The sequence below is a fragment of the Serratia sp. JSRIV001 genome, from assembly GCF_019968745.1.
GTDB classification, from domain to species: domain Bacteria; phylum Pseudomonadota; class Gammaproteobacteria; order Enterobacterales; family Enterobacteriaceae; genus Chania; species Chania fonticola_B.
This window is the reverse complement of the sequence record NZ_CP074147.1, coordinates 4,133,451-4,157,390: the sequence shown is the minus strand read 5'-3', so window position 1 is coordinate 4,157,390 and position 23,940 is coordinate 4,133,451. Positions and strand designations below refer to the sequence as shown.

Here is a 23,940-nt window from a genome sequence, read left to right as displayed (position 1 = left end):
ATTGCGCGTTTATAACAGGGCAACCTGTTACCCGATTCAGGTCTTGAGGAAATCAACATGACACAGGTTCAGAGCGGCATCCTGCTGGAACACTGCCGTTTTGGTATTTTTATGGAAGCTATGGTGCAGGGCGAATTCGTCGATCTGCGCCAGGGTTGCAAACAGTTCTGTCAGGCGCTCGGTGAGTTGCAGCAACAGTTTCCAGATGCCCACTTGGGTGCGGTTATCGCTTTTGGCTCCGACGTTTGGCATGACCTTTCCAATGGCCAGGGAGCCAAAGAACTGAAGCCTTTCGTACCGCTGGGCAAGGGGCTGGCACCGGCCACCCAACGCGATATGCTGATCCATATTCAATCGCTGCGTCATGACGTTAACTTTACCTTGGCGCAGGCCGCACTGGCCGCGTTTGGTAACACCATTCGTATTGAAGAAGAAACGCACGGTTTCCGCTGGGTAGAAGAGCGCGATCTGAGCGGCTTTATCGACGGTACCGAAAATCCACAGGGCGAACAACGCCCGGAAGTCGCAGTGATTGGTGCTGGCGAAGAAGACGAAGGTGGCAGCTACGTGCTGGTTCAGCGCTACGAGCATAATCTGCGCCAGTGGCAGCGTTTCACCACCGAACAGCAGGAACAGATTATTGGCCGTACCAAACAAGACAGTGAAGAACTGCCGTCGGATCAACGGCCAGATACCTCGCACGTCAGCCGTGTCGATCTGAAAGAGGACGGCAAAGGGCTGAAAATTTTGCGCCAGAGCCTGCCTTATGGCACCGCCAGCGGCAAACATGGCCTGTATTTCATCGCCTATTGTGCGCGCCTGCACAACATCGAACAGCAGCTGTTAAGCATGTTCGGCGAACTGGACGGCAAACACGACGCGATGCTGCGTTTCAGCCGTGCGGTGACCGGCAGCTACTACTTCGCACCTTCGTTGACGCGTCTGTTGTCACTTTGAGGCGTCTCCTGGGGCCAGTTCCTCTGGCTCCGGGCTTTCCTTCCCTCTGCGGTGAACCGCTCCCCTCCTGGCTTATAGCGTTTGATGCTTGAAAATCACTAAACGGTATATAAAAGCGTTACAGGTCTGCATCAAGTTATAAATACACTGGTCAATATCAGGGCATCAGCCCGGCGGTAAGACTCAGTGATAAGGTGCAGAATGAAACATTCCCGGGTTAAAAATACGCTGTTGAAAGGTTGGCTGGTGGCGGCATTGTTAGCCAGCGGTACGGCTTCGGCGGCAGAATTGCTCAACAGCTCTTATGACGTCTCCCGCGAACTGTTTGCCGCGCTGAACCCAGGCTTTGAAAAGCAGTGGGATCAGCAGCATCCGAACGACAAACTGACCATCAAACAGTCCCATGCCGGTTCTTCCAAACAGGCGTTGGCGATCTTGCAGGGGCTGCGTGCCGATGTGGTCACCTATAACCAGGTCAGTGACGTGCAAATCCTGCACGATCGCGGCCAACTGATCCCGGCAGATTGGCAGCAACGCCTGCCGAACAACAGCTCCCCGTTCTATTCCACCATGGCGTTCCTGGTGCACAAGGACAACCCGAAAGGCATCCACACCTGGAGCGATCTGGTGCGTGATGACGTGAAGCTGGTCTTCCCGAACCCGAAAACCTCCGGCAATGGCCGCTACACCTATCTGGCCGCCTGGGGCGCGGCCAGCCAGGCTGATGGCAACGATCAGGCCAAGACCCGTGAGTTCATGACCCGTTTACTGAAAAACGTGGTGGTGTTTGATACCGGTGGCCGTGGCGCAACGACGACCTTTGTCGAACGTGGCTTGGGTGACGTGCTTATCAGCTTTGAATCCGAGGTGAACAATATCCGCAAGCAATACGGTGCAGACAAGTATGAAGTGATCGTGCCGCCGGTCGATATTCTGGCGGAGTTCCCGGTGGCCTGGGTGGACAAAAACGTCGAGAAAAACGGCACCGAGCAGGTGGCCAAAGAGTACCTGAACTATCTCTATAGTCCGGCGGCCCAGAAGCTGATCACCAGCTTCTATTATCGCGTCAATGATCCGCAGGTGATGGCGGCGGCCAAGAACCAATTCCCTGAGACCAAGCTGTTCAGCGTGGAAGATCAGTTCGGCGGCTGGCCGCAGGTGATGAGTGCCCACTTTGCGACGGGCGGAGAATTGGACCAACTGTTAGCGGCAGGGCATAAGTAATGTTTTCGATGGCCAGCAAGCGGGTTCTGCCTGGGTTTACTCTCAGTCTGGGAAGCAGCCTGCTTTTTACCTGCCTGATTTTGCTGTTGCCGCTCAGCGCGCTGGTGATGCAGCTGGCGCAAATGAGTCTGGCACAGTATTGGGAAGTGATCACCAATCCGCAGGTCGTGGCCGCTTATAAGGTGACGCTGCTGGCGGCCGGAGTCGCCAGCGTTTTCAACGCGGTGTTTGGCATGCTGATGGCCTGGATCCTCACCCGTTACCAGTTTCCTGGCCGCTCCTTACTGGATGGCCTGATGGATTTGCCGTTTGCATTACCTACGGCGGTGGCCGGGCTGACCCTGGCGGGGCTGTTTTCTACCACCGGTTGGTACGGCCAATGGCTGGCTCATTTTGATATCAAGGTTTCCTTCACCTGGTTGGGGATTGCGGTGGCGATGGCCTTTACCAGCATTCCTTTCGTGGTGCGCACGGTGCAACCGGTACTGGAAGAGTTGGGGCCAGAATATGAAGAGGCCGCCGAAACCCTTGGGGCTACCCGCTGGCAAAGTTTCCGTCGCGTGGTGTTGCCAGAGGTTGCGCCAGCGCTGCTCGCCGGTACGGCGCTGTCGTTTACCCGTAGCCTGGGGGAGTTTGGGGCGGTGATATTTATCGCAGGCAACATTGCCTGGAAAACCGAAGTGACCTCATTGATGATTTTTGTGCGCTTACAGGAGTTCGATTACCCGGCCGCTAGTGCGATTGCCTCGGTGATCCTGGCAGCATCACTGCTGTTGCTGTTTGCCATTAACACCTTGCAGAGCCGCTTTGGCCGCCGTATTGGAGGGCACTGATGGCTGATGTTACCGCCCTGAACGGCGCAGAGCGCCCACGCGTGAATTGGGGAAAATGGACGCTGATTGCCATCGGCGCGCTGTTCTCCATCCTGCTGTTGGTCGTGCCGATGGTGATGATCTTTATCGAGGCATTCTCCTCCGGCGTAGGTGCTGTGTGGCATAACCTGTCGGACCCGGACATGCTGCACGCCATTTGGCTAACGGTGCTGGTGGCGTTGATCACCGTGCCGGTCAACCTGGTGTTCGGTACTTTGCTGGCCTGGCTGGTTACGCGCTTTACGTTCCCTGGCCGCCAACTGCTGCTCACGCTGTTCGATATGCCGTTTGCGGTGTCGCCGGTGGTGGCGGGGCTGCTGTATCTGCTGTTTTACGGCACCAACGGCCCGATCGGCGGCTGGCTGGATGCCCATGATATTCAACTGATGTTCGCCTGGCCGGGCATGGTGCTGGTGACGATATTCGTGACCTGCCCGTTTGTGGTCCGTGAATTGGTGCCGTTGATGATGAGCCAGGGCAGCCAGGAAGACGAGGCCGCGGTGCTGTTGGGCGCTTCCGGGTGGCAGATGTTCCGCCGCGTCACCTTACCGAACATCCGCTGGGCATTGCTGTATGGCGTGGTACTGACCAACGCCCGCGCGATTGGCGAGTTTGGTGCGGTATCGGTGGTGTCCGGCTCTATCCGTGGCGAAACCTATACCCTGCCACTGCAAGTGGAATTACTGCATCAGGATTACAACACCGCCGGGGCGTTTACCGCCGCGGCACTGTTGACCCTGATGGCGATAGTCACCCTATTTCTGAAAAGCGGACTGCAATGGCGCCTGGCGCGTCAGGATGCGCGTCTCGAGCGGGAGGAAAATCATGAGCATTGAGATTAACGGTATCAACAAGTCTTTTGGCCGTACCAAGGTATTGAACGATATCTCGCTCGATATTCCTTCCGGTGAGATGGTGGCGTTATTAGGCCCATCCGGTTCGGGCAAGACCACCTTGCTGCGGATTATCGCCGGGCTGGAAAGCCAGAGCAGCGGTAAGCTGGGTTTTCACGGCACCGATGTCAGCCGCGTGCATGCGCGCGATCGTCGCGTCGGCTTCGTGTTCCAACACTATGCGCTGTTCCGCCATATGACGGTTTTCGACAATATCGCCTTTGGCCTGAGCGTCCTGCCACGCCGTGAACGTCCGAATGCGGCGGCGATCAAACAAAAAGTGGAGCAGTTGCTGGAGATGGTGCAGTTGGGTCATCTGGCTAACCGCTACCCTTCACAGCTTTCCGGCGGCCAGAAGCAACGTGTCGCCTTGGCGCGCGCGCTGGCGGTGGAGCCCCAGATCCTGCTGCTGGACGAGCCGTTTGGTGCGCTGGATGCCCAGGTGCGTAAAGAACTGCGCCGTTGGCTGCGTCAACTGCATGAAGAACTGAAATTCACCAGCGTGTTCGTGACTCACGATCAGGAAGAAGCGATGGAAGTCGCCGATCGCATCGTGGTGATGAGCCAGGGGAATATCGAGCAGGTAGGTTCACCAACCGAGATCATGCGTGAACCCGCCACCCGCTTCGTGCTGGAGTTTATGGGCGAAGTTAACCGCCTGAACGGTGAAATCCGCGGTTCACAGCTGTTTGTGGGCGCTCACCAATGGCCGCTGTCGTTCCAGCCAATGCACCAAGGCAGCGTCGATCTGTTCCTGCGCCCGTGGGAAATGGAGATTGGCACCGATTGCAGCGCCCGTTGCCCATTACCGGTACAGGTGTTGGAAGTCAGCCCGCGTGGCCATTTCTGGCAGTTGACCGTGCAGCCGATTGGCTGGCATCAGGAGCCTATCAGCGTGATTATGTCGGAAGGCCATGCCGCACCGGCGCGAGGGGACCGTTACTACGTTGGCAGCCTGAATGCCCGCCTCTACGCCGGTGAACAACTGTTACAACCGGTTGCGTTAGCTAAAAGCGCCTGATAATTTCTAACCATTCCCATTTAAGGCAACCCAGGGTTGCCTTTTTACATTATACGCAGGCAATGATTGTGACCACGCTGGAACAATGCATCGGTAATACACCGTTAGTAAAACTACAACGACTGGCCGAAGGGCTGGACAGTGAAATCTGGCTCAAGCTGGAGGGCAACAATCCGGCGGGGTCGGTCAAGGATCGGGCCGCGCTGGGGATGATCCAGCAGGCGGAGCTGCGCGGTGAAATCCAGCCGGGCGATACGCTGATCGAGGCCACCAGTGGCAATACCGGCATCGCGCTGGCGATGATTTGCGCGATGAAGGGCTACACGCTGAAGCTGCTGATGCCGGAAAACATGAGCATGGAACGCCAGGCGGCAATGCGTGCCTATGGTGCAGAACTGATCCTGGTCAGCCGTGAACAGGGGATGGAAGGGGCGCGTGACCTGGCGCTGGAGATGCAGCAGCAGGGTCAGGGCAAGGTGTTGGATCAGTTCAACAATCTGGATAACCCCTACGCGCATTTCACCACCACCGGCCCGGAAATCTGGCAGCAGACCGCTGGCCGTATCACCCATTTCGTTTCCAGCATGGGCACCACCGGCACCATTACCGGCGTTGGTGGCTACCTGAAAAGCCAAAATCCGCAGGTGAATATCATCGGTTTACAGCCTGCTGAAGGCAGCAGCATTCCGGGCATCCGCCGTTGGGCACCGGCCTATCTGCCGGGTATTTTCCGCCCTGAGCTGGTGGATCAGGTGTTGGATATGGCACAAAGCGAAGCCGAACAGACCATGCGCCAACTGGCTCAGCGGGAAGGTATTTTCTGCGGCGTCAGCTCCGGTGGTGCCGTAGCCGGGGCACTGCGCGTTGCTGCGGCCAATCCTGGCAGCGTCATTGTCGCCATTATCTGCGATCGCGGTGACCGCTACCTGTCTACCGGCGTATTTTCCTAGCTGAGTAATAATCGGTAGGGAGGAGCGTGACTCTCTACCTATTCCCCAACCTCTGCCATTTATTCCCTCAAGATCGATTATCCCCTGAGCCTTAAAGCCCCGTCTTTCATTTGTGTCGGGAGAATGTCAATGTGTAAGGATTAGGTAAAACCGGCTGCGTACAGCGACAATAGACGCGAAAATGGCGGCAAATCAGCGGAGGAGTGGGCATGAAAATTTTATTGGTCGATGACGATCTGGAACTTGGCACCATGCTGAGCGAATACCTGACGGCTGAAGGATTCAACGCGTCCCTGGTGCTGACCGGCAAGGCTGGAGTAGATGGTGCACTTTCTGGCGAGTATATCGCGATGATCCTCGACATCATGCTGCCGGACATGAGCGGTATCGACGTGCTGCGCGAGGTACGCAAAAAAAGCCGCTTGCCGATCATCATGCTGACGGCCAAAGGGGACAACATCGACCGGGTAATCGGGCTGGAGATGGGCGCCGACGACTATGTCCCCAAACCTTGTTACCCACGCGAACTGGTGGCACGCCTGCGTGCGGTGCTGCGCCGGTTTGAAGAGCAGCCGGAAGCGGTGGATAAGGTTTCTGTCCTGAGCTTTAACGAATTGACGCTCAACCCGTCCACCCGCAGCAGTGCCTGGCAGGGTAAGACGTTCGACCTCACCGCCTCAGAGTTCAACTTGTTGGAGTTACTGCTGCGTTCGCCAGAACGAGTGGTGTCGAAGGATGAACTGTCAGAGAAAGGTCTGGGGCGGCCACGTGAGGCTTACGATCGCAGCGTGGACGTGCATATCAGCAATATCCGCCAGAAGCTGGGCGCGCTAACCGATAACCGACTGAGCATTGAAACCGTGCGCAGTATCGGTTACCGCATCAGGTAATGCCGATGCGCGGAAGACTGTTCTGGAAAATCCTGCTCGGTTTCTGGCTGACATTTATCATCATGACCCAGGCGCTGTGGGTGACGTTTACCTTTTATGGTAATCGCCATGAGGTCCCGGAAAACAGCATGACCTGGCGTATCGCTAATCTGCAACTGACCTCTGCGGCCTCGGTGTTGCGCAGCAGTGGGATGCCTGCGCTGAACGCAATGGTTGCCAAATGGCCTGAAACCGAACGCCGCTTCTTAAGCGTAACGCCAGCCATTAAGCCATCGGCTGATGAGTCAGGCCAAAACCCACAGACCAACCAGCCAGCGAAAATGATGGTGGAATGGGTAACCGGTGCAGATAACCAGAGCTACCGGTTGAGCTACGATCTGGCAGGACTGCGTGCCGAATATCGGCCACCCAAACGCTGGCGTCTGCTGAACATCCCGGAGCCAATGGTGTGGGTCGGTGGGCTGGGGGGCTTGCTGTTCAGCGCCATGTTGGCCTGGAACCTGACGCGCCCGATGCGCCAACTGCGCGCCGGTTTTGAGCGGGTAGCGCAGGGCGATCTGGCGGTGCGGCTGTTCCCGGCGATGCGGAGGCGCCATGACGAGCTTTCTGAGGTGGCTCGTGACTTTGACAGCATGGCGGAGCGGCTGGAGGTACTGGTCAGCGCCCGTGAGCAATTGCTGCATGATGTCTCCCATGAGTTGCGTTCGCCATTGGCCCGCTTGCAGCTAGCCATCGGCCTGGGGCGGCAAAATCCGGAGAACGTGGAGAACTCGTTGCAGCGTATCGAGCACGAAGCCGGGCGGTTGGACAAGATGATTGGCGAACTGCTGGCGCTGTCGCGCACCGAGAACAACGGCCTGTCCAATGATGAAGAGTATTTCGATCTCTATGGACTGGTGGAGGCGGTGGTTAACGATGCGCGCTATGAGGCGCAGATCCCTGGCGTAGAAATCGTGTTGCAGGCCAGTTCCGACGAGGAATACACCGTAAAAGGTAATGCCGAACTGATGCGCCGGGCGGTAGAGAATATTGTGCGTAATGCCCTGCGCTTTTCCAGCCACGGCCAACGGGTGATCGTGGTGCTGACGCGTATCGACCAGTTGTTCCAGATCCAGGTCAGCGATCAGGGGCCGGGCGTGGAGGAGTCGAAGCTGTCCAGCATCTTTGATCCTTTCGTCCGGGTAAAGTCGGCGATGTCTGGCAAAGGTTATGGCCTGGGTTTGGCGATCGCGCGCAAAGTGGTGCTGGCCCATGGTGGGCAGGTTGAGGCACACAATGGCGAACAGGGGGGCCTGGTGATCACGCTGCGGGTACCGCGCTGGAGCTAAAGGTTACAGACAAAATAAAGACTGCTGACAAACACTCTCTGGGCTCACAACGGGGCGCTGCATGCCGCGCCCGTATGGGTTAGCTTGGTACTCAGAGCCACAACCTACAGCATTCTGGCTATTTATTCGGCATCACTGTTATGTAATCACTGACAAAGTCTATCAGCTTGTTATCACTTGTGATCAGCGCCAGTTTGTTGTGTTTCGCCTGAGCGACAATGAGCCGATCAAACGGGTCTTTATGTAGCTTTTCAGGTAAATCACTGACAGCTAGCGCATGTTCGCTTTTAATGGGAATTTCAATCAAACCTGCATCAAACAGTCCTTCCCTGAACTGTTTGGGATCGATAGAAAAATCGGGTTTGTTCAAATTGCTTTTAATGACCACTTCCCATATTGACGCTGCACTAAAACAAAGCGTTTTATCGGTATCTTCCAGGACTTCCACAACATCAGCTGTCAGTTTTTCCGGTTCATAAGCCATGAACAGCAATATATTGGTATCTAACAGGAAATCCATTACGAGTATTTTCCTTCGAATAAATCAACAAGTTCGGTGCTGTTCATATCGTCGAAATTGACAGGAACGCTCCCCTTACCTTTGAGGAAACCCAGCTTGCGCTTAGGTTTATCTTCTCTGTATGCGATGACCTTAACCAGAGTATGACCATTTTTTGCGATCAGCACGGGTTCACCAGTACGAGCAACTTCCTGGACAATTCTTGACAGGTTGGTTTTCGCGTCGTAGATGTTTACCTTTTCCATAACATGACCTCTTATTGTAGTTGCTCAAAGTATAGTCATTTTATTAGTCTGGTCAATAAGGTTAGACCAGAATTTACGTTCGCTGCAAGCTAGACGGGCGCTGCATGCAGCGCACCTACGTGTTAGGTCAGTTGAGGGATGTTTGCAGCTTGATTTCAACGATAATGCTGCTTGTCCAGATCGTACTTTTTCATCCGCAGGTAGAGCTTTTTACGCGGGATCTGTAAATACTCGGACACCTCGTTAATCCGTCCCTGATGCAGGTTCAATGCCTCGGTAATGATCTGGCGCTCATAGTCTTCGATACGCTGATCCAGCGGAGCGGGATCGGAGCCGTGCAACAGCGGGTTGGCGGTCTCTGCCAGTGGCATCACCCCTACGGCAAACAGCTCTGCGGCATTGGCCAGCTCGCGCACGTTATTTGGCCATACCCTTTTGACCAAACGCTTAATCAGCTCGGCTGGCAGATCCGGCAGCGGATGGTTAAGGCGCAGGCAGGCCTGCTCCAGGTAATGGCGGAATAACGGCTCTATATCGTCAGGGCGCAGAGAAAGCGGCAGGCAGGCGATTTGGGTCATGGCAAAGCAGTAATAGAAATCGGGCAGGAGAGTATGCCCGGCGGCCAGTTCCACCAAGGGTGCAGTCCCAATGCCGATCAGCCGGAAGGGCAGAGGGTCTTGTCCCTGGAGCTGGATCAACCGCGCCTGCTGGGTGATAGACAAGTGCTCGAGGTGGCGTAAAATCAGCGTCCCGCCGCTTGCCTGCTCAATCCATTGTTCTAACGGTGCCTCACCCCCTGGCGTCAATTCACCTACGATCAACGGCTGTTCGCTGCGATGGCTCATGCGGTGTAAATAACGGGCTGCCAACGTCCTGCCGACGCCTAATTCCCCTTGCAGATAAACCGCTAATTCGGTTTCGGCTACCTGCTGCAAACGCACCCGCAGCTGTTTTATCCACTCACTACGCCCAATCAGATTGCTCTGCAACTGTTCCTGCTGCCAACGGCGACGGGCAATGTAAGAACGTCTCTGGGCCAGCGCGGTCGCGACCTGTTCGAGTAGCTGGGCCGGGTTGACCGGCTTTTGCAGGAAGTCCCAGGCCCCTTTTTTCACCGCTTCAACCGCCATCGGCACATCGCCATGGCCAGTGATCAACAACACCGGCAAACAGGCATCGTGAGCGAGTAGTAGCGCCATCAGCTCAATTCCGGAACAGCCTGGCATACAGACATCGCTGATCACGATCCCTGGCCACTCCTCACCGAGCATTTCCTGTGCCTTAAGCGGGTTATTACAGGCCTGAACCTGATAGCCTGCCTGGTTGAGCAGCATGGTATAGGCATCGAGGACGTCGGCATCGTCGTCGATTAACAGAATTTGCGCTTGTTGGCTTAACATGGTTGATCCACCGGTTGAAACTGTAAAACGACGCAGGCGTTTTGCGTCAGCGTAGAGGCCAGATGCAGGCTACCGCCCATTTGCTGCATCAGCGAAAGCGAGATGGACAGGCCAATCCCCAAGCCCACCGATTTGCTGGTGGTAAAAGGTTTGAGTAACGATTCAGCCCGCGCCAGCGGCCAGCCAGGCCCATTATCCCACAGCAAGACCTGCCAACCGGACGCCTGGCGTTGCCAGCTTATCTGCAATAGTGGCCGCTCTTGGCAGGCATCCAGCGCGTTGCTCATCAGATTGACCAGCACCTGCTGAATGCGTACCTCGTCACCTAACACGTTTGGCGCACCGTCCGGTAGCCGCAGTTCCCCCCGCAGCGGTTGGTGGCGCAGAGCCAGCAACTCCCACGCGGCAATTAATGACTGGCGCAAATCAACGGGCTGAGAGGGGCTATCCTGTTCCGTTCGCCGGGTGAATTGCCGCAGCATACGGATGATGGCATCCATGCGGCCAATCAGACCGTCGGCTTTGGTCAGGGCCAGCGTGGCCGCCTCTGGCTGTTGTTTCTCCACCGCATGACGAGCGGTAAACAGATACATCGACAGGGCGTTCAGCGGTTGGTTGATCTCATGGGCCAGAGTGGTCATGGTCTGCCCAACCACGGCCAGCTTAGCGGCCTGCACCAGCTCATCCTGTGTCGCACGCAAATGCTGCTCAATGCCCTTACGCTCGGTAATTTCCTGCTCCAGCCGGGATTTTTGCTGGTTCAACTGGCCTAGGGTGCGCCGCAACAGGCGGGCGATGCGGCCCAGTTCATCGCCACCGTAAACCGGGATCGCCGCGTTGGTTTCCCCAAGGCCGATACGCACCACCACCTGGTTTAGCAGGGTAAAGCGCTTGACCAGGCGGGAACGGATAAAATAGTGATTGAGCAAATATACCAATAACATCGCCAGCAGGGTGGCGATCACAATTAGCCTGCCGCTGACGCGGATAATCTGCTCCAGACGGTGGTTAAAGGTCTGCATCTGCTGGTGACTGTTACTCAGTTGCGATTCCAGCTGTGTGCGGAAGCGTGCAAGCGTCGCCTCCTTGGCCTGAGTGGCCAACGTAAGTGCTCGTTGTGCCTGATGATAGTCTTTCATCGCCGCAGGCATACTGTTTTCGGCAATGCCGGTCTCCAGCAGTTCGTCGATGGTTTGCCGCAGCGTGATGGTGCTGGGGTGAGCCTGCAACCCCTGCATATTGTCGTTTGCCGTTTTTTTCAGGTAGGCGAGGTAACGTACGTGCTCGGCAACCGAAGTGGGCTCTTCAGCGCCGGATTGCAGCTCATTGAGGCGATCGCGCAGGGCATCGGCGATCTGGTTCTCGATGCGTGCCAGGGCATAAACCTGCTGCTGTTCACTTTGCACCTCGCGCAAACTGGCCTGCAAGCGGGGGAGTGCCTGTCCAGAGCCTGTCTCCATCTGATCGAGCAAAGCTCCCTGTTGCCAGCTAAAATCCTGCACCAGCGAATTCAGCTCGGTGGTGAAGTCATCATGTAACCAACTGATGCGCGCGGCGATCTCATTGACCTTTTCCCTGGCGATAAACATGTTGTACAGCGCGTTGTCCAATCGGCCCAACAGTTGGCGGCTTTCTGCCAGCGTCGCCTGAATTTGCTGACGTTCAGGGTTATCCAACTGCATGCTGGCCTGCTCGATTTGCTCCAAATGATCGACGATCTGATTTCTTAACTGCAGGCGGGCATTGGTATTGGCGGCCTGCAAAAACTCATTGAGCTGATCGACCAGCGTGTTCAGATTGCTTTCGATCACGAACGAGGATTGGATGCGCGGAAAGTAATCATCCAGCGCATAGCGGACCTGCGAGCTTTGCTCATGCCAGGAGTACAGGCTGACCCCGCTGACGGTAAGCGTCAGCAGCGCGCCGGTGAGAAAGGCACCCCGCAGGCAGGCGCTGATGGTCAGACGTTTGAAGAAGCGCGGCAATAAACGGCTCATTTTAACTCTTCCAGCGCCTTGATGGCCTTTCTCTGCTGCTGCTGAAAGAACAGTTGCCATTCCATGACCTGCTGCTCGCTCTCGCTACGTGCAGCAAACTGTTTAAGGTACTGCGGATCTTCGCTTTGGGCCTGGGTGACGGGAATGGCGGTCAACAGCGCACGGATCTCCGGCAAGGGACGTTTGAGGCGGCTTTCAGCACCATGCAACGCTTTCCAGGCGTCCTTGAGTTGAGACAGGCGGAAGCTGATGGCCGTATCAAACAGCTTTTGGACCAGGCGCTGGCGTTGCAATATTAGGGAGTCATTCAGCGGTGGCCGCTGTAACAGCTTTTGCTGCTGCGCGAAGCGTGGGCTGTCTGCCGGCAGTGGAACCACCGGGTATTTTCCCGTGCTGGTATCGGCCAGGACCCGCTGCCCCTGTGGGCTGAGGAGGAACTGAATAAAACGCCGGGCCTCGGCGGGGTAATGGCTATTGCTTGTCACGGCAATATAGGTGGGGGAGGCCGCGGCCTGAGGGAAATAATGGAAGGCCAGGTGTGGATCGTCAAGCAGCAGATTGGCATAGTTATCGATAATCGGCCCGACCGAACCCAGGCCGCTTTTGACTTTATCCGCCACGCCAAAGCTGCGCGAAGAGATGGTGATCAGGTTACCGGCCGCCGATAGCATCGTTTGCCAGCCGGATTGCCACCCCCGCTGTTGCAATAGCGATTCCACCATCAGGTGGCTGGTATCCGAGCGGGAAGGGCTGCTCATCAGCAGGGCCCCCTGGTAGCGGGCATCGGTCAGATCGTCCCAATCGTCTGGTAGCGGCAGCCGTTTCTCTGCCAGATTGGTGCGGTTGATCAGCAGGCCAAAACCCGAAATGGCCACCGCCACGGCGGTATTGCGGATAGGTTCAGGCACCAGCCGCTGTGATTGTTCCGGAGCACCCTCATAGTTTGCCAGGCGCTGATGCTGTTGCAGGTGCTGGAGCAGCATGGGGGAGGAGGTCAGCACCAGATCGACGTTGTCACTGCCGGTGCTGTCGAGCAGTTGTTCCAGGGAGGTGCTGGTGCGGTTCAGCGTGCGGATGACTACAGACTGGGGCTGGCCTTGCCAACGGCTAATGAGGTAGGCGGTTGCCTCTGGTGAAAAGGTGGTGGCCATCACCAGTTCATTTCTTTTGGCGCAGGCAGCAGTGGATAACAGCCAGCAGGCCATTGCCGCAAAAACGAGCGTTGCACGCATAATAAAACTCTCCCTAGACCTCATCGATTGTGATCTTATTCATAAAATCGCAATAACGATAAAAATAACCCGCAAAGCATTTGGGACAAAAATATTTTTCGTCAACCAACAGAATTTAGCCGGGGTTATAACGTTGATGAAGTCAGAATATTACCATCGATAGCCCATCAATACTGTTAACGCCTTCAAAAACATCACCACTTGTGGGCTGGCTTTGTGCGCAACCTTAGTGCTGTGGCGCTCTGACGCGGGGAGGTGAGCGAGCTGGTTTTGGGTTAATAACGGTAATGTTAATTGATGGGTCAAAACTGGGCTTATTTGTTCTGGGTTTGAGTCAATTTTGACACATATTACAGGGCTTGTCTTATTAATGAATTAATTACACCATCCGCTGCGAGCGTTATTAATAAATAGCAGGCGCATCGAGCCAGTACAGATAAACCTCACAGGGGAATAACATGTTTTCATTATTAAAACCTAGCGCGGCGGCGAAGCGTGTTCCGCCAGAACAGGTGCAGGCAACCTACCAGCGTTATCGCATGCAAGCGTTACTGAGCGTCTTTTTGGGCTACCTGGCCTATTACATCGTGCGTAACAACTTCACCCTTTCGACGCCCTACCTGAAAGAGCATCTGGATCTGAGTGCGACGCAGATCGGCATGTTGAGCAGTTGCATGCTGATTGCCTACGGCATCAGCAAAGGGGTGATGAGCAGCCTGGCCGATAAGGCCAACCCTAAAGTGTTTATGGCTTGTGGCCTGGTGCTGTGTGCCATCGTCAACGTCGGTTTGGGGTTCAGCACTGCCTTCTGGGTCTTTGCCGCATTGGTGGTGTTTAACGGCCTGTTTCAGGGGATGGGAGTAGGGCCTTCGTTCATTACCATTGCCAACTGGTTCCCACGCCGTGAGCGTGGGCGCGTTGGCGCATTTTGGAATATATCCCACAATATCGGCGGTGGGGTAGTTGCCCCCATCGTCGGCGTGGCTTTTGCGGTATTGGGCAGTGAACACTGGCAGAGCGCCAGCTACATCGTCCCAGCAGGCGTGGCAGTATTGTTTGCGTTGGTAGTGCTGTGGCTGGGTAAAGGCTCCCCGCGCAGTGAAGGTCTGCCTGCCTTGGAGCAAATGATGCCGGAAGAAACCGTCAGGGTGAAAACTGGTGTGCAGGAGCAGGCGCCGGAAAATATGAGCGCCTTCCAGATCTTCTGTACCTATGTTCTGCGTAATAAAAATGCCTGGTATGTCTCGCTGGTGGACGTATTTGTCTACATGGTGCGCTTTGGCATGATCAGCTGGCTGCCTATTTACCTGCTCACCGAAAAACATTTCTCCAAAGAGCAGATGAGCATCGCGTTTCTGTTCTTCGAATGGGCGGCGATCCCGTCCACACTGTTGGCTGGGTGGCTGTCGGATAAGCTGTTCAAGGGACGCCGTATGCCGTTGGCGATGATCTGCATGGTGATGATTTTCATCTGCCTGATTGGTTACTGGAAAAGTGACTCGCTGTTGATGGTCACCATCTTTGCCGCCATCGTCGGTTGCCTGATCTATGTGCCACAGTTCCTGGCTTCGGTACAGACGATGGAGATCGTTCCCAGCTTTGCTGTCGGCTCCGCCGTTGGCCTGCGCGGCTTTATGAGCTATATCTTTGGGGCTACGCTGGGCACCAGCCTGTTTGGCGTGATGGTCGATAACATGGGGTGGCATGGCGGCTTTTATCTGCTGATGGGCGGCGTGGTGTGCTGCATCTTGTTCTGCTATCTGTCACATCGTGGCGTATTGGCCTTGGAGCGTGAAAGACAGCAACAGGAGCTACAAGCGGAACCGCTGGTAGCGCAGTAGGGCTTAGAAGTCTTGGATAAAAAAATGGCGCCGATAAAGGCGCCATTTTTACGATCGAACCGCGATTACTTCTTGATGCGGATGATCGGGGTCTCGCCAACGGTGACGCTGCCGGACAGTTTGATCAGCTCTTTGATCTCGTCCATGTTGGAGATAACCACCGGAGTCAGGGTAGACTTGGCTTTCTCTTCCAGCAGGGCCAGATTGAACTCGATAATCACATCGCCTTTCTTGACGCGCTGACCTTCTTCCGCGATGCGTTTGAAGCCTTCGCCTTTCAGTTCAACGGTGTCGATACCAAAGTGCACGAACAGCTCAATGCCGCTATCAGATTCGATAGAGAACGCATGGTTGGTTTCGAAAATTTTACCGATAGTGCCGTCAACCGGAGCAACCATTTTGTTGCCTGCAGGTTTGATAGCAATGCCGTCGCCAACGATCTTCTCGGCGAATACGACGTCCGGTACATCTTCGATATTGACGATTTCGCCAGAAAGTGGAGCGACGATCTCGATAGTGCCCATGTCTTTCTTGTCATCAGAAACCAGAGACTTCAGTTTATCGAACAAACCCATGATCTTCTCCTAAGCAGTAAATTGGGCGGCGTTCCAGTGTCGTGGAATTTTAGCAGAGCGTTTTTTCTTCGATGAACTTATTGACGCAGTTCATCAAATCCTGTGCCGTTGGTTGTTCCAAGGCCTGCGCTGCCAATGCCTTCACATCTTCGAAATTGGTATTACGAATAATTTTCTTGATGCGCGGGATTGCAATCGCACTCATGCTGAACTCATCCAGCCCCATGCCCAAAAGCAACAGTGTAGCACGCTCATCGCCAGCCAGCTCGCCGCACATACCGGTCCACTTGCCTTCTGCGTGAGATGCATCAATAACCTGTTTGATCAGGCCAAGCACTGATGGGGACATCGGGTTATAGAGATGAGAAATCAGCTCGTTGCCGCGATCTACTGCCAGAGTATACTGGGTTAAATCGTTTGTCCCAATACTAAAGAAGTCGACTTCTTTCGCCAGGTGGCGAGCAATCACTGCCGCGGCCGGTGTTTCCACCATTACGCCCACTTCAATGCTCTCGTCAAAGGCTTTGCCTTCTTCACGCAGCTGCGCTTTCAGCGTTTCCAGCTCGCCCTTCAGATCGCGCACTTCTTCCACTGAGATGATCATCGGGAACATGATGCGCAGTTTACCGAAAGCAGAAGCACGCAGGATGGCGCGCAGCTGAGCGTGCAGGATTTCCCGGCGGTCCATCGCGATACGGATCGCGCGCCAACCCAGGAACGGGTTCTCTTCTTTTGGCAGGTTCATGTACGGCAGGTCTTTATCGCCGCCGATGTCCATGGTACGGACGATGACTGCCTGTGAGCCCATGGCTTCCGCAACGGCCTTGTAAGCCGAGAACTGCTCGTCTTCGGTTGGCAGTGAGTCGCGGTCCATGAACAGGAATTCGGTACGATACAGGCCGACACCTTCGGCGCCATTGCGCTCTGCACCGGCGACGTCGCGCACGGTACCGATGTTGGCGCAGACTTCAACCTGATGCCCGTCCAGCGTGATCGCCGGCAGGTCTTTCAGCTTGGCCAGATCGTTTTTCTCGGTGACGTATTGGGTATGAACCGCTTTCAGCTGTTCAATCACCTCGGCCGTCGGGTTGACGTAAATCTTGTTGTTAACCGCATCCAGGATCAGGTAATCGCCGTTTTTTACCTGGGTGGTCACGTCGCTGGTACCAACGATAGCAGGCAGTTCCAGGGAGCGAGCCATGATCGAGGTGTGGGAAGTACGGCCACCCAGATCGGTGATGAAGCCCAGCACTTTGTCCAGGTTCAACTGTGCGGTTTCTGACGGTGTCAGGTCCTTCGCGACCAGGATCACCTCATCCTGAATGGCGGTCAGATCGACAATTGCCATGCCCAGGATGTTTTGCAACAGACGCTTACCGATATCACGCACGTCAGCCGCGCGCTCTTTCAGGTATTCGTCGTCTAATTCTTCCAGCGCTTTCGCCTGGCCTTCGATCACGGTGTAGGCTGCCGCATCGGCAGACGCCAGATCGTCTTTGATGAGGGCTATGATTTCCTGCTCAAGCTCTTCGTCTTCCAACAGCATGATGTGGCCTTCGAAGATCGCTTCTTTTTCTTCGCCGAAGGTCTCGCCTGCCTTGGTTTTGATTACTTCCAGCTGTTCAGACGCTTTGGCGCGGCCTGCCAGAAAACGTGAGATTTCCTGCTCTACATGGTCTGCAGAGATTTTTTTCCGGTTGATGACAATTTCATCTTCCTTCAGCAAGAGAGCCTTACCAAAAGCGATACCCGGTGATACTAAAATGCCTGAAATCATAACCCTACCTTACTCTTGACTGGTGTTAACTAAAAAGACGGGCCGATTACTCAAGCTCTGCCATCAGTTTTACCAAGTGCTCAACGGCTTTCTGCTCGTCTTCACCAACGGCTTCGATGGTGACTACTGTTCCTTGGGTCAGGCCCAGAGTTTGCAGCTTAAACAGGCTTTTGGCGCTAGCGCTCTTGCCGTTGGAAGTCACGGTGATGTCAGACGCGAAGCCTTTGGCTTCTTTTACGAACTGAGCGGCAGGGCGAGTGTGCAGACCATTCGGAGCGGTGATAGTCACTTCTTGCTGGAACATTGATGTTTCCCCAACTTATCGGATTTAAGGTTGTGGAGCTAAAGTTTAGCCTAACGGCGTGATTTTAGCTTGTCTGGTTAGCGCCTGACTATGGTACAGGGGCGAGCATGGATGCAACATAAAACGACGCTTTAAGCATTTCAGATCAAAAAATCCGAGCATCTGGCGTTGTTTCAATCAGCTCCCCATTATGCCGTGTTTTTCGCTGGAGCAACAAATGAGTAAATCGATTCAGCTCAAACAATGGCAGGAAGGTGATTAATTTTGCGCATCGAAATAATTGACCGGTTAAATACTAAAGCCAGCGGTGAAAATCAATCGTTGAGTGGTGTAAACTTTGATCCAGTCCACAAAAAAAGCACCTGAATAGGTGCTTTTTTAGCTATTTGTGCACTGTTTGCGCTATTGCTGCAGTTCCTGTTCGGTGAACAGATCGGCAAACAAAGCGGTGCTCAAGTAGCGCTCACCTGAAGAAGGCAGAATAACCACAATTGTCTTGTCGGTAAAGTCGGCTTCTTCGGAAAGTTTGACGGCGGCCGCCACGGCGGCACCGGAAGAAATCCCGGCCAGGATGCCTTCTTCTTCCATCAGGCGGCGTGCCATGCTGATGGCTTCGTCGTTGGTGATCTGCGCGACGCGGTCAACCAGGCTCAGATCCAGGTTGCCCGGAATGAAACCGGCACCAATGCCCTGGATTTTGTGCGGGCCGGGTTTGATTTCCTGGCCTGCCAATGCCTGGCTAATGACCGGTGAGTCGGTTGGTTCAACCGCCACTGTGGTGATAGCCTTGCCCTTGGTGTTCTTGATAAAGCGGCTGACGCCGGTCAGTGTACCGCCAGTGCCGACGCCCGCGATAAAGACATCGACCTCGCCATCGGTATCTTCCCAGATTTCTGGGCCGGTGGTTTGTTCGTGGATTTCCGGGTTGGCCGGGTTGCTGAACTGTTGCAGCAGGATGTAGCGGTTCGGATCGGTGGCCACAATCTCTTCGGCCTTGGCGATCGCCCCTTTCATGCCTTTGGCACCTTCGGTCAGCACCAGATTGGCACCCAGCGCCTTGAGCAGTTTACGACGTTCGATGCTCATGGTTTCCGGCATGGTCAGCGTGAGCTTGTAACCCCGCGCCGCGGCGACAAACGCCAGAGCGATACCGGTGTTGCCGCTGGTTGGCTCCACCAGCTCTTTGCCTGCGCTCAGAATGCCACGCTTTTCGGCATCCCAAATCATATTGGCACCGATGCGGCATTTGACGCTGAAGCTCGGGTTGCGAGATTCAACCTTGGCGAGAATGCGTCCGTTGCCGATACGGTTCAGACGAACCAGCGGCGTATGGCCGATTGTTAATGAGTTGTCTTGGTAAATCTTGCTCATGGCCCGTCCTTATAACTCTATGAAATGTAGGGAACATCGAAAGCATACGCTAACGGTCTCGGCAGGGAAGTAAAGAATTGGTATATAGATATGTTATTAGAGAATAAGTTTTATACCCGTCGTCTTTCAAGCTGTAGCGTTGTTACCTGTACTATCCCACCCCAGTCACTTATTGAACATAAGCTCCTGGGGATGAGATAGCTTGGCGCCTAGCTACAGCTTGAAATCCATAGGGTAATCTCATCATCAGGATGGGCGCACGAAGCGCCCCCAAATAAAGCCGTTAGTGACGAACAAATTGTGCACGATAACGGTCGACCCACATCGCCGTGGCACCGCAGACCGCCACCGGCAGGATCACCAGATTGAGGATGGGGATCATGGTGAACAGGCTGACCAACGCACCAAACTGCAGGTTGTCGGTTTTGTGCTGCCGCAACGCCTGGCGCATCTCGGCGAAGCTGACCTTGTGGTTATCAAACGGATAATCGCAGTATTGAATGGCCAGCATCCAGGCGCTGAACAGGAACCACAGCACCGGTGCCAGCGTTTGGCCGATGCCCGGAATAAAGTAGAGCAACAGCAGGCCCAGCGCGCGTGGCAGGTAATACATCAGTTTGCGCCATTCACGGGACATGATGCGCGGCAGATCTTTGACCACGCCGAGCATACCGGTATCCGGCAACGGTTTGCCGGTCAGGCTGCCTTCGAGCTGTTCCGCCAGCAGCCCGCAAAACGGGGCGGCGATCAGGTTGGTGATGGTACTGAACAGATAACTGAACACCAACAGCACGGAAATGACCGCCATCGGCCAGAGTAAATAACTTAGCCACTGTAGCCAGCTTGGCACATGGCTCATCATGCTCGGGATCCAGTCGCCCAGTTGGCTGAACAGCCACCAGAAGGCAGAGCCCATCAGCAGCACGTTCACCAGCAACGGCAGGACGACATAGCGTTTAATACCCGGGCGCGAAATCAGGCGCCATCCTTGGGCAAAATAATGGAAGCCGTTGGTGGATCCGACAGGGGGAGGCACATAGGACATATCTTAAGATTTTCTCTTTGGCTAAACAGGCCAAGCTATCATATAGGGTTGATTTTCCACTGGCTAGAGCCACATTGGCTGAAAAAACAGCAAAAAAATGCCGAATAATCATCTTTATTGGCATAAAGTTCAGCACGGACTTGCACTTGTGCCTGTGGGCAAATAGAGTTAAAGAGTGAATGTTTGCCGCGGTGGCAATGTCTTGGAACAACAGAGATAGCAATGATGCAGGATTTGCGTCTGATATTAATCGTTGTTGGCGCGATCGCCATAATAGCGTTGTTATTACATGGTCTTTGGACCAGCCGTAAGGAACGCTCGTCCCTTTTTCGCGATCGCCCAGCCAAACGCTCGAAAAATGAGCGTGAACCTACTCCACTTGATGATCCTGCCGAAAGCGTGGGAGAGGTACGTATCCGTGCCACTCGCGCAGAAGTTGAGGATGAGCCATCAATGGGCCATATCGATGTCGCACGCGAAGAGCCGGTGATTGCACCAAGGCCAGCTCCAGCAGCTCAACCTGCGCCTCGGCCAGCCCAGCCCGCGCCGCTCTCCCAGCGGCCGGATTACGATGACATCCTGCTGGATAACTATGCCCAGGACGAGGACGAAGAGCCGCAGCAACCTGTTGTGCGTCGTGAGCCGCGCGTTGACGATATGCCTCCGGCTACCGCTCCTGCACCAGAGCCAGCCTTCCAGCATGCAGAGCCTGTGCGTGAACCGCAGCCAGCGCCGGAACCGTTGAAACCGGCAAAACTGCAGGAGACCGTATTGGTGCTGCACGTTGCAGCTCATCAAGGCGGTGTGATCGGGGGGGAGGTGTTGCTGCAGAGCGTACTGCAGGCGGGCTTCCAATTTGGTGAAATGGGGATCTTCCATCGCCATATCAGCCCGGCAGGCAGTGGCCCCGTGCTGTTCAGCCTGGCCAATATGGTCAAGCCTGGCTCATTCGATCCGGAAATGATGTCCGATTTCTCCACGCCGGGCGTATCGATGTTTATGATGGTGCCGTCTTACGGCGACGCCAATCAGAACTTCAAGCTGATGCTGCAATCGGCACAACGTATTGCCGACGATGTGGGCGGCGTGGTGCTTGACGACGAGCGCCGCATGATGACCCCGCAAAAGCTGGAAACCTATAAAGCACGCATCCGCGAAGTGTTGGAAAACAACGCCTGACCGGTTGCCTGTGCACTGCATAATCCGTAATCCAGAACCCCCGCCAGCCGGGGGTTTTTTATCTTTGATGGTGAGCCATGGCATCGATTAACGAAACAATCAATCAACTACGCACCTCATTGCGCCATCACGAATATCAGTATCACGTACTCGATGCGCCGGAGATCCCGGATGTGGAATACGATCGCCTGATGCGTGAGCTGCGTGAGCTGGAAGAGGCCCATCCTGAGCTGATCACCGCCGATTCGCCGACGCAGCGCGTCGGGGCCGCCCCCTTGGCGGCGTTTGATCAGGTGCGTCATGAAGTGCCGATGCTGTCGTTGGACAACGTCTTTGATGAAGAGAGCTATCTGGCGTTTTACAAGCGCGTGCAGGATCGCCTGAAAAGCAACGAGCCGCTGACCTTCTGCTGTGAGCTGAAGCTGGACGGGTTGGCCGTCAGCCTGTTGTATGAAGATGGCGAGCTGGTGCGTGCCTCCACGCGTGGTGACGGTACCACCGGGGAAAATATCACCTCTAATGTGCGCACTATCCGCGCCATCCCGCTGCGCCTGACCGGCGACAATATCCCGCGCCGGGTGGAAGTGCGTGGTGAAGTCTTTATGCCACATGCCGGCTTTGAGCAGATGAACGAAGAGGCGCGCCGCAAAGACGGCAAAATCTTCGCCAACCCGCGTAACGCCGCAGCGGGCTCCCTGCGTCAGCTTGATCCGCGTATCACGGCCAAGCGTCCGCTGACCTTCTTCTGCTATGGCGTTGGCCTGCTGGAAGGGGGCGAATTGCCGCGCAGCCATTGGCAACGCCTGATGCAGTTCAAAGCCTGGGGCTTGCCGGTGAGCGATCGCGTCAAGCTTTGCACCGGTAGCGATGAGGTGCTGGCGTTTTATCGTCAGGTAGAGCAGGACCGCATCAACCTTGGCTTTGATATCGACGGCGTGGTGGTGAAGATCGACGATATCGATCTGCAAGAATCTCTGGGCTTTGTTGCTCGCGCACCGCGTTGGGCTACGGCGTTCAAATTCCCGGCACAAGAGCAGATCACCGTGGTGCGGGAAGTGGAGTTCCAGGTCGGGCGTACCGGTGCGATTACGCCGGTCGCGCGCCTTGAGCCAGTTTTGGTCGCCGGGGTGATAGTCAGTAACGCCACGCTGCATAATGCTGATGAAATCGAACGCCTTGGCCTGCGCATCGGCGACACGGTGATCGTACGCCGTGCCGGGGATGTGATCCCGAAAGTGGTCGGGGTGATCGAAGATCGCCGCCCGCAGGACGCGCGTGAAGTGGTATTCCCACTGCATTGCCCGGTGTGCGGTTCCGATGTGGAACGGGTGGAAGGCGAAGCCATTGCGCGTTGTACCGGCGGGCTGATCTGCGGTGCCCAGCGTAAAGAGGCGCTGAAGCACTTCGTTTCCCGCCGGGCGATGGACGTTGACGGCATGGGCGATAAAATTATCGAACAGCTGGTCGATAAAGAATATGTCAAAACGCCAGCCGATCTGTTCCGTCTTTCCGCCGGTATTCTCACCGGGCTGGATCGCATGGGGCCCAAATCGGCACAGAATCTGGTCAATGCCTTGACCAACGCCAAACAGACTACCTTTGCCCGATTCCTGTATGCGTTGGGTATTCGTGAGGTAGGAGAGGCTACAGCTGCCGGTCTGGCGGCGCATTTTGGCTCGTTGGAGAAGCTGCGAGAGGCCGATCTGGACGCGTTAAAACAGGTGCCGGACGTGGGCGAGGTGGTGGCCAGTCACGTGGTGAACTTCTTTGCTGAAGCACATAACCAGCAGGTGATAGCAGAGCTGACCAGCCCGGAAATCGGCATTAACTGGCCTGCGCCGGTGGTGGTAGTTGCCGAAGAGATCGACAGCCCATTTGCCGGTAAAACCGTGGTGCTGACCGGATCTCTCAGCCAGCTCTCCCGCGATGAAGCCAAAGATCGGCTGACGGCGCTGGGGGCCAAGGTCAGCGGCAGCGTATCCAAGAAAACCGATCTGGTGATTGCCGGTGAGGCTGCCGGCTCCAAGCTGGTCAAGGCACAGGAACTGGGGATCGAGGTGATCAACGAGGCGGAGATGATCCGCCTGCTGGGGGCCTGATGGAAAAAGAGAACCTGATTGAAATCGCCAACACCGTGATGCCCTTTGGCAAATACCAGGGCAGGGTGCTGATCGACCTGCCGGAAGAGTATCTGCTATGGTTCGCCCGTAAGGGCGAATTCCCCAAAGGCAGGTTGGGAATGCTGATGGAAATGACGTTGGCGATTAAAATTGAAGGGCTGGATCACCTGATCAAACCCCTGAAGAAAAGCTGAGTCGA

At 55.4% G+C, this 23,940-nt stretch carries 22 protein-coding genes; 12 read left to right on the top strand and 10 right to left on the bottom strand.

The window, feature by feature from the left end; genetic code table 11:
• Positions 1 to 57: 57 nt before the first annotated feature.
• The 8 genes from KGP17_RS19280 to KGP17_RS19245 all read left to right on the top strand — a co-directional run bounded on the left by KGP17_RS19280 (position 58) and on the right by KGP17_RS19245 (position 8,135).
• Complete coding sequence (locus KGP17_RS19280; protein WP_223498173.1) at positions 58 to 957, top strand: Dyp-type peroxidase; 900 nt, start codon at positions 58 to 60, stop codon at positions 955 to 957.
• A 201-nt stretch (positions 958 to 1,158) separates the two neighbouring features.
• Complete coding sequence (locus KGP17_RS19275; protein WP_223498172.1) at positions 1,159 to 2,181, top strand: sulfate ABC transporter substrate-binding protein; 1,023 nt, start codon at positions 1,159 to 1,161, stop codon at positions 2,179 to 2,181.
• Positions 2,181 to 3,014 (top strand): sulfate/thiosulfate ABC transporter permease CysT, encoded by an 834-nt coding sequence (gene cysT / locus KGP17_RS19270; RefSeq protein ID WP_021178700.1) that lies wholly within the window; start codon positions 2,181 to 2,183, stop codon positions 3,012 to 3,014. Before KGP17_RS19275 ends, cysT begins: the two co-directional genes overlap by 1 nt.
• Complete coding sequence (cysW, locus tag KGP17_RS19265; protein WP_021807067.1) at positions 3,014 to 3,889, top strand: sulfate/thiosulfate ABC transporter permease CysW; 876 nt, start codon at positions 3,014 to 3,016, stop codon at positions 3,887 to 3,889. Before cysT ends, cysW begins: the two co-directional genes overlap by 1 nt.
• The gene (gene cysA / locus KGP17_RS19260; RefSeq protein WP_021178698.1) at positions 3,879 to 4,967 is read left to right on the top strand and encodes a sulfate/thiosulfate ABC transporter ATP-binding protein CysA; all 1,089 of its coding nucleotides are present in this window, start codon (positions 3,879 to 3,881) and stop codon (positions 4,965 to 4,967) included. Before cysW ends, cysA begins: the two co-directional genes overlap by 11 nt.
• A 68-nt stretch (positions 4,968 to 5,035) precedes the next feature.
• Complete coding sequence (cysM, locus tag KGP17_RS19255; RefSeq protein ID WP_039995377.1) at positions 5,036 to 5,917, top strand: cysteine synthase CysM; 882 nt, start codon at positions 5,036 to 5,038, stop codon at positions 5,915 to 5,917.
• A gap of 209 nt (positions 5,918 to 6,126) precedes the next feature.
• On the top strand, positions 6,127 to 6,807 hold the full coding sequence (locus KGP17_RS19250) for a response regulator transcription factor (protein ID WP_021807065.1): 681 nt from the start codon (positions 6,127 to 6,129) through the stop codon (positions 6,805 to 6,807).
• A gap of 5 nt (positions 6,808 to 6,812) precedes the next feature.
• Entirely contained in the window at positions 6,813 to 8,135 is a 1,323-nt protein-coding gene (locus KGP17_RS19245) for an ATP-binding protein (protein WP_223498171.1), read from the top strand.
• A gap of 118 nt (positions 8,136 to 8,253) precedes the next feature.
• Here the strand turns inward: KGP17_RS19245 and KGP17_RS19240 are convergent, their stop codons facing one another.
• From KGP17_RS19240 to KGP17_RS19220, 5 genes are all read right to left on the bottom strand, one after another.
• Positions 8,254 to 8,655, bottom strand: coding sequence for a type II toxin-antitoxin system VapC family toxin (locus KGP17_RS19240; RefSeq protein WP_021807063.1), 402 nt, complete (start codon positions 8,653 to 8,655; stop codon positions 8,254 to 8,256).
• On the bottom strand, positions 8,655 to 8,900 hold the full coding sequence (locus KGP17_RS19235) for a type II toxin-antitoxin system Phd/YefM family antitoxin (RefSeq protein ID WP_021807062.1): 246 nt from the start codon (positions 8,898 to 8,900) through the stop codon (positions 8,655 to 8,657). The genes KGP17_RS19240 and KGP17_RS19235 overlap by 1 nt, the downstream gene beginning before the upstream one ends.
• Before the next feature lie 155 nt (positions 8,901 to 9,055).
• Positions 9,056 to 10,300, bottom strand: a complete 1,245-nt coding sequence (locus KGP17_RS19230; protein ID WP_223498170.1) for a sigma-54 dependent transcriptional regulator — start codon at positions 10,298 to 10,300, stop codon at positions 9,056 to 9,058.
• A complete protein-coding gene (locus tag KGP17_RS19225; RefSeq protein ID WP_223498169.1) occupies positions 10,294 to 12,297 on the bottom strand; it encodes an ATP-binding protein in 2,004 nt (667 codons plus the stop codon). The genes KGP17_RS19230 and KGP17_RS19225 overlap by 7 nt, the downstream gene beginning before the upstream one ends.
• Positions 12,294 to 13,529 carry an ABC transporter substrate-binding protein gene (locus KGP17_RS19220; RefSeq protein ID WP_280922719.1) on the bottom strand — a complete coding sequence of 412 codons (1,236 nt, stop codon included), beginning with the start codon at positions 13,527 to 13,529 and terminating at the stop codon, positions 12,294 to 12,296. Before KGP17_RS19220 ends, KGP17_RS19225 begins: the two co-directional genes overlap by 4 nt.
• A gap of 458 nt (positions 13,530 to 13,987) precedes the next feature.
• Between KGP17_RS19220 and pgtP the strand changes: the two genes are divergently transcribed.
• Positions 13,988 to 15,370 carry a phosphoglycerate transporter PgtP gene (gene pgtP / locus KGP17_RS19215; protein WP_021807058.1) on the top strand — a complete coding sequence of 461 codons (1,383 nt, stop codon included), beginning with the start codon at positions 13,988 to 13,990 and terminating at the stop codon, positions 15,368 to 15,370.
• Between the two features lie 65 nt (positions 15,371 to 15,435).
• Here the strand turns inward: pgtP and crr are convergent, their stop codons facing one another.
• The 5 genes from crr to cysZ form a co-directional block, all read right to left on the bottom strand.
• Positions 15,436 to 15,945 carry a PTS glucose transporter subunit IIA gene (crr, locus tag KGP17_RS19210; protein ID WP_021807057.1) on the bottom strand — a complete coding sequence of 170 codons (510 nt, stop codon included), beginning with the start codon at positions 15,943 to 15,945 and terminating at the stop codon, positions 15,436 to 15,438.
• Positions 15,946 to 15,994: 49 nt separating this feature from the next.
• On the bottom strand, positions 15,995 to 17,722 hold the full coding sequence (ptsI, locus tag KGP17_RS19205) for a phosphoenolpyruvate-protein phosphotransferase PtsI (protein ID WP_021807056.1): 1,728 nt from the start codon (positions 17,720 to 17,722) through the stop codon (positions 15,995 to 15,997).
• Positions 17,723 to 17,768: 46 nt separating this feature from the next.
• Positions 17,769 to 18,026 carry a phosphocarrier protein Hpr gene (ptsH, locus tag KGP17_RS19200; RefSeq protein ID WP_021178688.1) on the bottom strand — a complete coding sequence of 86 codons (258 nt, stop codon included), beginning with the start codon at positions 18,024 to 18,026 and terminating at the stop codon, positions 17,769 to 17,771.
• A 402-nt stretch (positions 18,027 to 18,428) separates the two neighbouring features.
• Positions 18,429 to 19,397 carry a cysteine synthase A gene (gene cysK / locus KGP17_RS19195; RefSeq protein ID WP_021178687.1) on the bottom strand — a complete coding sequence of 323 codons (969 nt, stop codon included), beginning with the start codon at positions 19,395 to 19,397 and terminating at the stop codon, positions 18,429 to 18,431.
• A gap of 283 nt (positions 19,398 to 19,680) precedes the next feature.
• A complete protein-coding gene (gene cysZ / locus KGP17_RS19190; protein WP_021178686.1) occupies positions 19,681 to 20,442 on the bottom strand; it encodes a sulfate transporter CysZ in 762 nt (253 codons plus the stop codon).
• 222 nt (positions 20,443 to 20,664) lie between these two features.
• Here cysZ and zipA point away from each other — a divergent pair, with 222 nt between their 5' ends.
• The 3 genes from zipA (at position 20,665) to KGP17_RS19175 (ending at position 23,935) form a co-directional block, all read left to right on the top strand.
• Complete coding sequence (zipA, locus tag KGP17_RS19185) at positions 20,665 to 21,621, top strand: cell division protein ZipA (protein WP_021807055.1); 957 nt, start codon at positions 20,665 to 20,667, stop codon at positions 21,619 to 21,621.
• A gap of 77 nt (positions 21,622 to 21,698) precedes the next feature.
• Complete coding sequence (gene ligA, locus KGP17_RS19180; protein ID WP_223498168.1) at positions 21,699 to 23,720, top strand: NAD-dependent DNA ligase LigA; 2,022 nt, start codon at positions 21,699 to 21,701, stop codon at positions 23,718 to 23,720.
• On the top strand, positions 23,720 to 23,935 hold the full coding sequence (locus tag KGP17_RS19175; RefSeq protein WP_223498167.1) for a DUF3820 family protein: 216 nt from the start codon (positions 23,720 to 23,722) through the stop codon (positions 23,933 to 23,935). Before ligA ends, KGP17_RS19175 begins: the two co-directional genes overlap by 1 nt.
• Positions 23,936 to 23,940: the final 5 nt, after the last annotated feature.